At 65.5% G+C, this 9168-nt stretch carries 8 protein-coding genes and 3 pseudogenes; 5 read left to right on the forward strand and 6 right to left on the reverse strand.

The window, feature by feature from the left end; translation table 11 throughout:
* Positions 1 to 292: 292 nt before the first annotated feature.
* Positions 293 to 2149, forward strand: coding sequence for an SBBP repeat-containing protein (locus LZ198_RS43585; protein WP_253977847.1), 1857 nt, complete (start codon positions 293 to 295; stop codon positions 2147 to 2149).
* 160 nt (positions 2150 to 2309) lie between these two features.
* Here LZ198_RS43585 and LZ198_RS42230 read toward each other — a convergent pair whose 3' ends face one another.
* Positions 2310 to 3062 (reverse strand): phospholipase D-like domain-containing protein, encoded by a 753-nt coding sequence (locus LZ198_RS42230; RefSeq protein ID WP_253977848.1) that lies wholly within the window; start codon positions 3060 to 3062, stop codon positions 2310 to 2312.
* A 279-nt stretch (positions 3063 to 3341) separates the two neighbouring features.
* Positions 3342 to 3509: pseudogene (locus tag LZ198_RS42235) on the reverse strand (integrase core domain-containing protein); the annotation flags it as partial.
* Between the two features lies 1 nt (position 3510).
* Between LZ198_RS42235 and LZ198_RS42240 the strand changes: the two are divergent.
* From LZ198_RS42240 to LZ198_RS42250, 3 genes are all read left to right on the forward strand, one after another.
* Complete coding sequence (locus LZ198_RS42240; RefSeq protein WP_253977849.1) at positions 3511 to 3798, forward strand: tail assembly protein; 288 nt, start codon at positions 3511 to 3513, stop codon at positions 3796 to 3798.
* Between the two features lie 220 nt (positions 3799 to 4018).
* Complete coding sequence (locus LZ198_RS42245; protein WP_253977850.1) at positions 4019 to 4354, forward strand: hypothetical protein; 336 nt, start codon at positions 4019 to 4021, stop codon at positions 4352 to 4354.
* 70 nt (positions 4355 to 4424) lie between these two features.
* Complete coding sequence (locus LZ198_RS42250) at positions 4425 to 5543, forward strand: IS3 family transposase (RefSeq protein ID WP_253977851.1); 1119 nt, start codon at positions 4425 to 4427, stop codon at positions 5541 to 5543.
* Between the two features lie 110 nt (positions 5544 to 5653).
* On the opposite strand, the gene LZ198_RS42255 is transcribed toward LZ198_RS42250, so the two are convergent.
* The 3 genes and pseudogenes from LZ198_RS42255 to LZ198_RS43800 form a co-directional block, all read right to left on the reverse strand.
* Positions 5654 to 6457, reverse strand: a complete 804-nt coding sequence (locus LZ198_RS42255; RefSeq protein WP_253977852.1) for a hypothetical protein — start codon at positions 6455 to 6457, stop codon at positions 5654 to 5656.
* 177 nt (positions 6458 to 6634) lie between these two features.
* Positions 6635 to 6920, reverse strand: a pseudogene (locus LZ198_RS43795) (integrase core domain-containing protein); the annotation flags it as partial.
* A gap of 128 nt (positions 6921 to 7048) precedes the next feature.
* The gene (locus tag LZ198_RS43800) at positions 7049 to 7555 is read right to left on the reverse strand and encodes an IS3 family transposase (protein WP_407667518.1); all 507 of its coding nucleotides are present in this window, start codon (positions 7553 to 7555) and stop codon (positions 7049 to 7051) included.
* Between LZ198_RS43800 and LZ198_RS42265 the strand changes: the two genes are divergently transcribed.
* Positions 7449 to 8777 carry a hypothetical protein gene (locus tag LZ198_RS42265; RefSeq protein WP_253977853.1) on the forward strand — a complete coding sequence of 443 codons (1329 nt, stop codon included), beginning with the start codon at positions 7449 to 7451 and terminating at the stop codon, positions 8775 to 8777. The two genes, LZ198_RS43800 and LZ198_RS42265, sit on opposite strands and share 107 nt — an antisense overlap.
* Here LZ198_RS42265 and LZ198_RS42270 read toward each other — a convergent pair.
* Positions 8767 to 9108: pseudogene (locus LZ198_RS42270) on the reverse strand (transposase); the annotation flags it as partial. The gene LZ198_RS42265 and the pseudogene LZ198_RS42270 sit on opposite strands and share 11 nt — an antisense overlap.
* Positions 9109 to 9168 lie beyond the last annotated feature (60 nt).

Here is a 9168-nt window from a genome sequence, read left to right on the forward strand (position 1 = left end):
GACCGCCGCTACCTCGACATGTCCCTGCTCAACTCAACCCCAGACACTGCCGCTGCTTGACCCCTCCAAGGAGCATTCCTCCCCCGAACCCCCTCCCGACCAACTACACACGATTCGGGACTTGACCCCTGGCTTCACGTCAGGGCGGGGGCGGCCCGATTCATCCCATGCCTTGGCGCGTTCGTCCCAGGGGCCAGGGGGTTCGTCACATCACGTCAGTCTCACGGAATCGGAGTCGTACGGTTCGAGCACATCGTGTGCCTTTGCACGCGACGTTCAAGGAGAGACAACCGTGAGACATTTCAACATCATCCGAAGCACCCTCCTGACGAGCACCTTGCTCGCCTCATCCCTCCCTGGCTGCCAGGGGCCAGACGCCCCCGACGTCAGCCCTCCGGAGGAGACGGGCACGACGTCCCAGCCGCTCGTCTGCGGCACCATCGTCCCGGTGATGACGGGGCCCACGACGCCGGGCGGGAGCGTCGTCCGCTCTGGCGCCTACTCCGCCGCCTACGAGGCGTGGATGGCCTTCGACAACTCCAGCAGCTACTGGGTCTCCGAGGTGATGCAGACTCCCGCCTGGATTGGCTATCAGCCCGTCACCACCACCACACTGCACCGCTACGCTCTCGTGTTCCACAACGGGCCTGACCACACCGCGCGCGCACCGAAGGACTGGACGTTCCAGGGCTTCAACGGCTCCTCCTGGGTGGTGCTCGACACGCGCAACAACCAGACGAACTGGGCGGGCTACGAGCGCCGCGAGTTCACGCTGTCCTCGCCCGCGACCTACGTGCGCTACCGCCTGCACGTGACGGACGACAATGATGCGGCGCCGGGAGTCCACGTCGTCTCCCTCCGGACGCTGGAGCTCATCACCTGCGTCAACGATGGGGTTCCCAACCCCGTCTCCGCCCAGTGGACGCAGACCTTCGGAGCCACGGGGGCCTCCACCCAGGTGCTGGACCTGGCGGGAGACTCGACGGGGAACACCTACGTCACGGGCTACACGGGGGGCGCCCTCAACGGCACGCCGATGGTGGGCCTGCTGGACTCGTTCCTCCAGGCCCGCAATGCGGGCGGCACCCTCCTGTGGTCCAAGCCCATTGGCGCCCCGGGGAACTTCGCCCTGGGCTACGGCATCGCAACGGGCCAGGCCTCCGACGACGTCTACGTGGCGGGCTACACCGCCGGCTCGGTGGACGGCACGCCCATCATCGGACAGACGGATGCGTTCGTGACGAAGTACCGCAAGACGGGCGTGCGCCAGTGGACGCGCCAGGTGGGTGGCGCGGGGTTCGCCACGGAGGGCTATGACGTCGCGGTCGACGCTTCCGACAACGTGTTCCTCGTGGGGGTCGCCGAGGGAGGCCTGGACGGAAACACGCGCGTGGGCAACCGGGACATGATCGTGACGAAGTTCGATACCGCGGGCAACAAGCTGTGGACCCGGCAGACCGGCGCCGCGGGCAAGAACACCCAGGGGCGGCGCGCGGCGACCGACGCGGCCGGCAATGTCTTCGTCTCCGGATGGACCGAGGGTGGAATGGACGGCAATGCCCTCATGGGCGTGCAGGACTTCTTCGTCGTGAAGTACGACTCCGCCGGCAACAAGCTGTGGACCCGGCAGCTCGGCTCGAGCGGCAACGCGGTGTGGCTGTATGGCTCGGCGACGGATGCGGCGGGGAATGTCTATCTGACCGGCCAGAGCGGCGGCGGCCTGGATGGGAACCCCAACACCACGGCGGCTGGAGACGTCTTCCTCAGCAAGTATGACACCTCGGGGACGCGGCAGTGGACCCGGGAGTTCAGCGCGACGAATGGCATCTTCGCCTCCGGGCTCTTCATCGACGCGTCGGGAGTCTACGTGAGCGGTGGAGGCCGTGGTGACGTGGGCAACCCCTCCAACACCACGTACAGCGTGGCGCACAACTACATCGCGAAGTTCGACACGGCGGGCACCCGGCAGTGGGTCCTCCAGCAGAACCCGGCGATGGCGGCGGGAGCACCGTCCCCCGTCTACAGCAACGGCGTGAGTCGCGCCTCCAGTGGGGCCTTCTACCTGGGCGGGTACACCAGCGGGAACTTCGATGGCAACGTGCTCTTCGGAGACACCGACGGGTTCGTGACGAAGCTGCCGGCGCAGTGAACGCGTAAGGGCGCGGGGGCCCCAGGTCCCCGCGCCCTTTTCACACGAAGCCAGGGCGGCCCGACACGCGGCCGCCCTCACTTCATCAGGGGCCCTGGGGGAGCCGTAGGAGTAGGTACGCGCTTCGAGGAGCGTCCCAGGTGAGCCCGGCTGATGTGCCCTACGGTGTATCGGAGGAACTCCGGGCCGAGGGCGCGACCCAGCGCAGCGGGGAGGCGGGCGAGATGTAGCGTCGTGCGGCGCGGATCTGCTCGACGAGCAGTGACTGGATATCGGCGGCGCGGCCGCCGTAGCTCTCGGAGTTCGTCGTCGCGATGACCACGTCCTCGCGTCCGAGGGGCTGATCCTCCATCCGTGCCTTGGGTTGACGCTCGTAGTCCTTGGGGTCGGCAACGAGAGTCGTTCCCTTGCCACGGTTGTTGAGCAGTTGTGTCTTGTAGTACCGCTTCCTCCAGCGTCGGAGCCATTCCTCCTCGACGACGATGGCCGCGGGGCCGTCCAGTCGGAGGGCGGAGTCATGGACCGTGTGACCCAAGGGGGCCTCGCCCCCCATGCCGCCTCCGTGGTGCCCTTCGTGGGCCTCGTTGTCCCAGTAGAAGCCAGCCAGGTTCATGCCGCCCACCAGCGCGGTCAAACTGCCCTCGATGGACCACAGGACGAGCTTCTGGTGGACCGACGAGCCGTTCCACCCGTTGTAGATCTCCATCAAGACCTCGATGGAGCCGCCGCGGTCGTTCTGTCCGCGGTAGCCGCCCAGCTCGATCGCCGTCGCCAGGTTGGTTTCGTAGACGTTCTCGCTCAATCCCCCCTTCTGGAAGTAGATGTCCAACTGGGCCGGGCACCACATGATGAGCTGCACGAGGTGGCCCGCGTCCGCGACCGCCTTGAGCTTCTCTTCGAGCGTGACTTCCATGGGATGTCGGGTGAGCAGCAGTTCGTGCTCGACCTCCCAGAAAGCCAGCCGCACATAGGTGTTGGGGGAGGGATCTGGGTCGGCGTCCGGCGTGCGCCGGGGTGGCCCACGCCAGCCCCAGCACGCAGGTCACCAACGCTGCCCAACGGGTTGCGCGCATTCCCTCTCCCCACCCCTGTCCTGACCGGGGTGCTTCAAGGGTTCAGTATCACACGATGAGGCCGCCTGGGGTTACGTCACGCGCGAGGGATGAACTGCCTGGATCCTTCGGACCCCTGATTACGAATGAGGCGTCGTCTGGGTCGGGTTGGGTATCACTGCTTCGCACTGCCGTCGAAATCCCAGAGGCGTGAGGTAGCCCAGGCTCGAGTGAGGACGGACTGGGTTGTCGTGCTGCCGCCATGCTTCGATGACCACCTTGGCCTCTGCTCGAGAGCGAAACCACTCCATGCTCGGCCGCGAGTGGCAGTTGGAGCTGGGCGTGCCCTCGCCCGCGGAGGCCGTGCGCGCGCTGCGTGCCGTGTGCGAGGGCTTCGGCAACTACCTCGTGGAGCAGTCCACTCCGGGCTTCCACGTCGTGGTGGGCGAGCGGGACGTGGGGGCGGGCGAGTTGGACGTGGCCACCGGGGCGCGCATCACCATCCTCCGGCCCTGGCCGGCGCGAAGGAGGTCGTGCTGCAGGCGGTGCCGGGCGCCGTCCTCTCCGCGTATGGCGGCGGGGCCATCCGCAGTCTGATGATTGGCCTGGGCGTGGGCCTCCTGGCCGGCGGCGCCTCCCAGCTGCTCTTCGCGCCGCCCGCAGCCCAGGCGTGAAGACGACCTTCCAGAATCGCGAGTCTTCGAGCCAAGCGAGCGCGGAGAGCCGCGGGATTGGAGGGTCTCGTAACGGCGATCAAGGTGCCGAAGACCAGCGGCAAGGGAGGCTTGGGCCACGCGGGGCTGCAGAAGTGGACGAGATGAGCGACCTGGAGGAGGGCCAGGCCGCGGGTGAGCTGGAGCGCCTCATGCTGGGGGCGCGCAGCGTGGCGGGCCGTCCGTGGCTCCTCATGCGCGCGGACGGCCTCCTGCGGGAGTGGCAGGCCAACGCCGTGGATGTGCCCCATGGCGTGGAGCTGGCGAGGAGGGTTTGTCGAGGTACGCGGCCGCGTCTGTATGGGATCGGGGTAATGGATCGCAGGCGGGTCACCGAAGCTGTTCGTAGCGGGTTCAGCCAAGCGGACCGCGAGATGGAGCAGTCGGGACGGCGGTCCGTTCCCCCGGAAGACCGTTGGAAAGAACGCGGCTGGCAGTGACATGCTCTGGGATTTTCGGACCACGTGAAGCTTGAGAGGATGCCGTCTCCGGCCACCACGGAGGCAGGCAGTGAAGAAGAGTCGGTTCAGCGAAGAGCAGATGGTCGCGATCCTGCGCGAGGCGGAGCGGTCGTCAGTACCGGAGACCGCGAAGAAGCACGGAGTGAGCGAGCCGACGGTCTACGCATGGCGCAAGCGCTTCGGGGGCATGGACGCCAACGACACGAAGCGGCTGAAGCAGTTGGAGGCGGAGAATGCCCGGCTGAAGAAGCTGCTGGCTGAGCGGGACTTGGACATCGAAGTGCTGAAGGAAATCCAAGCAAAAAAAATGGTGAGCGCCCCCGCGCGAAGACAGCAGGTGGAGTATGCCCGCGCTCGGGGGCTGTCCACCCGGCGAGCATGCAGGCTGTTGCGGGTGGTGCGTTCGGCCCTGGGGTACGTGTCGCAGAAGGCACAGCGGGAGAGGCCTGTCGTGGAGCGGATGCGCGAACTGGCCCTGCAGTACCCGAGGTACGGCTACCGTCGCATCCGCATCTTCTTGGGACGTGACGGTCACCGCATGTGCCCAGACAGGGCGCATCGGCTCTGGCGCAAGGAGGGCCTGCAGGTGCCGCGCAAACGGCCCAGACGGCGAGTGGCGGCCAGCCGCCCGCGTCCGTTGCCTGCGACAGGGCCCAACCAGGTGTGGGCCTACGACTTCGTCTTCGACGGCTGCGCCAACGGACAGCAGCTCAAATGCCTCACGGTGGTGGACGAGTGGACGCGCGAGTGCCTCGCCAGCGACGTCGCGGGCGCCATCCGCTCCGGACGGGTCGTCGAAGTGCTGTCGAAGCTGGTGAGTCAGAGAGGGGCACCCAGGCACATGCGCAGCGACAACGGGCCGGAGTTCGTCGCCTCGGCCATCCTGCGGTGGGCCGCGGAGGCGCGCATCGAGCTGGCGCACATCGCGCCGGGCAAGCCCTGGCAGAACGGCACCGACGAGAGTTTCAACGGACGTTTTCGCGACGAGTGCCTCAGCATGGAATGGTTTCGTTCCAGGGTAGAGGCGAAGGTTGTCATCGAGGCGTGGCGGCAGCACTACAACCTCGTCCGGCCACACTCGAGCCTCGGCTACCTCACACCTCTGGAATTTCGACGGCAGTGCGAAGCAGTGGTACCCAATCCATCCCGGCCGGCACCTCTCTCGTAATCAGTGGTCCGAAGGATCCAGGCAGGTCAGCAGGAGGCGTGAGCGCCTGCCCGGCCAGTTGACCCACGCATCCTCGCGAGACCACGAGCACCGCCGGGCCGACTTCATCCCTATCGACGCATACGCACAAACTCAGCATCCCAGCGCCCCCCTCCCAGATTCTCAAGCAATCTCAAGACAACATCTTCTCCCGCGGCAAGGCCGGCATCTCCATGTGAAAACTGAACATACCCATCTCCTGACGGGAATACGATTCGCCCAATGGCATGGCCGCCCTCAATGCGCTTGATCCTGGCCGCAACAAGATCATCAGCTCGTCGCCAAGAGGCTAGCCACTCTGTTTTCTTGAAGAACCAGTTGGCGCCAGCCGTCAGAGACGGGCTATCAAGACGTTCGAAGCCAACGACAATCGCAGGCTGCCCTCTTAGCCCAAACTCACCCACGACTCGTTCGCTGCGCCCACAATCGTCGCGATCGGAGTGCGAAACATAAACGCAATACCACCCAGGATCGGTCTTTAGTTCGAAAGCAACGGATTTCAGCAGGCCTCCTTCAACTCCAGGATTGGCGGCTGCAATCACGCCGGTAGGGGAGTAGAGCCACCCCTTCTTCGTTTTCGATGCGTCCCCACCGTCACACGTCTCAACTTCACCAAAAAACAAGCCTTCCCCGAGATTCAAAAACAGCACATGCCCAGACTCACACAGTCGCCGCAGCGCCCTCGTTTCGCGAGCAAAAACCTCCTCCCACCGCTCCCCAGGATAGTCGTACATCAAGTCAGTGTTGCCATCCTCGCTCAGCCCTATCTCTGCGCCTAAAATCTCAGCATTGGACAAGTTCTCCAGATTCTGTCGATCGCCCATAAGAAGTCCTCCGGTCAACTCGCACGTCACAGAGAAATCAAACGCTTTCATGTTTTGCCCGCTCCTTCTGATGCTTTGGGTTCCAGCTCTTGCTCTTGCCAGCCTGTTGTTGATGATGCCTGACGTCCGCACCTGACCTGCCTGGATCCTTCGGACCACTGGTCACGAGAGAGGCACCGTCTGGGGCGGGTTGGGTACCACTGCTTCGCACTGCCGTCGAAATTCCAGAGGCGTGAGGTAGCCCAGGCTCGAGTGGGGACGGACCTGGTTTGTAGTGCTGCCGCCACGCTTCGATGACCGCCTTGGCCTCTGCTCGAGAGCGAAACCACTCCACGCAGAGGCACTCATCGCGCAAGCGTCCGTTGAAGCTCTCGTCGGTGCCGTTCTACCAGGGCTTGCCGGGGGCGATATGCGCCAACTCGATGCCGGCCTCCGCGGCCCACCGCAGGAGGGCCGAGGCCACGAACTCCGGCCCGTTGTCGCTGCGGATGTGCCTGGGTTCGACAGGACCTTGACCACCCTTGTGGACCGGATGGCGCTCGCGACATCGATGGCGAGGCCGTCGCGCGTTCATTCGTCCACCACGGTGAGACACTGGAGCTGCTATCCGTTGGCTCAGCCGTCGAAGACGAAGTCATGGGCTCACACCTGATTGGGGCCTGTTGCCGACAGCGGACGAGGGCGGCTGGATGCCACGCGTCGCCTGGACCTTTTGCGCGGCACCTGCAGCCCCTCCTTCTTCCAGAGCCGATACGCCCTGTCCGGACACATGCGGTGGCCGTCTCGCCCCAGGAAGATGCGGATGCGACGGTAGCCGTACCTCGGGGGCACCCGGACTGCGAGGAAGGCGACGTTGCCCCGGAGGGCATGAGCGCGGGCGCTGCGCGCCGCTGTATCCGTTCTGCCTCGAATGAGCCGCACGAGGTGCGAGGCGATGCAAACTTCAGTCGTTGCGCGAGGAGTCCTCCTGCTGGGGGCGTGTGCCCTGTTCGGCTGCCAAGAGACGTCGAATGGAGGAGTTCCCGGAGGACGCCATGTCATCGTGGACGCCGGGACGGAGGCTGGTGCGCGGCTGCGGGCAGTCCTCGACGTCGAGCGGAACGGAGGCGAAATCATCGTCCAAAACTTGGATGGGACGAAGGTGCGCATCGTGTCCCGCCTGGAGGGGACTGCCCGTGTCGTCCAGCACTTCAACGGCACCATGAATCGACCCGCTCTCACCGCGCGGTATGAGGGCGACGAGGTGACGCACTGGGGCGACTTCAACGAAGACACCCGTGTGGACTACCAGTACGTGCGCCGCTTCGACGGTGGCGTCATGGTGCAGACGTGGCTGGAGGACAAGGACCTGAACGGCGAGTTCGAGATCCGCCGCACCCAGATCGGATCCCGCGGAACCGTGAAGGTCGTCCGCGAGCGGATGCAGGACCTCGAGGGCGGAGGCCGCGGGTACGTGGTGGAGTCCGTGGAGGAGGGGCCCGCCGTTGAAGAGGAGCGGGACGAAGGGATGAGCACCCTCGCCACCTGCGATTCGATGGCAGGGTTTCCAGAGGACCTCGGCTCGACGGCCTCTCTGGTGGATTTGCCCAACCTGCAAGTCGTCATCGGAGGCGCCCCTGGCGCCTGCAACAGCGAGCAGACGAGTCGAATCCTGGAGGCACTCAAGCAAATTCCAGCGAGGATTGAGTGCTTGTCGGGCTCGAACAAGGACCTGGGCCAGCTCATGAAGAGCGCCTTTTCCTCCGGCCACGACCTCTTCATCGGCTGTGGGGGCCAGTGTCCCGGTACCAGGGCGGCGACGGACGTGGGCCCGCCCTCTGACTTCGACGCTGCCTTGTCCGGGCCCTACAGGTCGAACCTCAACGCGCGTGGCGTCGAGAACGCGGAGGGGCTCGACCGGACGCTCCTTCATGAGTTGCTGCACTGGGGGGCGGGCATCCGGCACGGCCCTGGTGATGGGGGGACGGACACGGTGTGGTCGTGTGCTCGCTTCTGCAGTCGATGCTCGACCGACGGCGTCGGAGGGGGCTTCCCCGCGGCGGACTGCGCGAGGTGCTCGTCACCCGACAAGAAGGGCTCGTGTGGGGTCCAGTTCGTCGAGCACACGCTTGAGGGCTGCGAGCACTTTGCGGCGCAGTCACGGGGACGCGGGGTTGACCCGAACTATCTCCACTGCATCGTGAGCGAAGGAGTCGCTTCCACATGCCGCGCCTGTCGGGTGGGCTCGTATGCCTACTGTGATGGTGGATTGATTCCTCGTGAAGGACCTGTCGCATTTCGGTGCTGCACACGGTGCGATGAAGGCCGACTGGGCGTGACCCAGTTCCGTGGCTCTCCCGCACTTCGTGTGGACCGTAGGTTCAGACGGTGAGCAGCACTCGACGACGGAGCAGATCGAAGTTGGCGCGGCCATACATCTGTCGCTTGAGAAGCTTGAGCTTCGTGATTTGGCCCTCGGCCTGGGCGTTGCTCCAGGGGGAGGTCAGGGCTGCCCGGACGGCATCGCCGTCCTGTTCGAGGCCCTCGGCAAAGGTTTCCACCGCGCGGACCCCGCACGCACGCGCCTCGCCCAACCACGCATCGAAGCGCTTGCAGGACCGCGTTGGCCTTGCTCGTTGTGAAACGCCCCGCGAGCGGTCAAGTCCCGAATCGTGTGTAGTTGGTCGGGAGGGGGTTCGGGGGAGGAATGCTCCTTGGAGGGGTCAAGCAGCGGCAGTGTCTGGGGTTGAGTTGAGCAGGGACATGTCGAGGTAGCGGCGGTC

Origin of the sequence: Myxococcus dinghuensis (assembly GCF_024198235.1) — a bacterium.
GTDB lineage: Bacteria > Myxococcota > Myxococcia > Myxococcales > Myxococcaceae > Myxococcus > Myxococcus dinghuensis.

What these genes read in the sequence shown, in the direction of transcription:
- LZ198_RS43800 (WP_407667518.1), bottom strand. Translation starts at nt 7,555, where the DNA reads ATGCGCACCTTCGTCCCATCCAAGTTTTGGACGATGATTTCGCCTCCG.
- LZ198_RS42240 (WP_253977849.1), top strand. Translation starts at nt 3,511, where the DNA reads ATGCTCGGCCGCGAGTGGCAGTTGGAGCTGGGCGTGCCCTCGCCCGCG.
- LZ198_RS42255 (WP_253977852.1), bottom strand. Translation starts at nt 6,457, where the DNA reads ATGAAAGCGTTTGATTTCTCTGTGACGTGCGAGTTGACCGGAGGACTT.
- LZ198_RS42245 (WP_253977850.1), top strand. Translation starts at nt 4,019, where the DNA reads ATGAGCGACCTGGAGGAGGGCCAGGCCGCGGGTGAGCTGGAGCGCCTC.
- LZ198_RS42230 (WP_253977848.1), bottom strand. Translation starts at nt 3,062, where the DNA reads ATGGAAGTCACGCTCGAAGAGAAGCTCAAGGCGGTCGCGGACGCGGGC.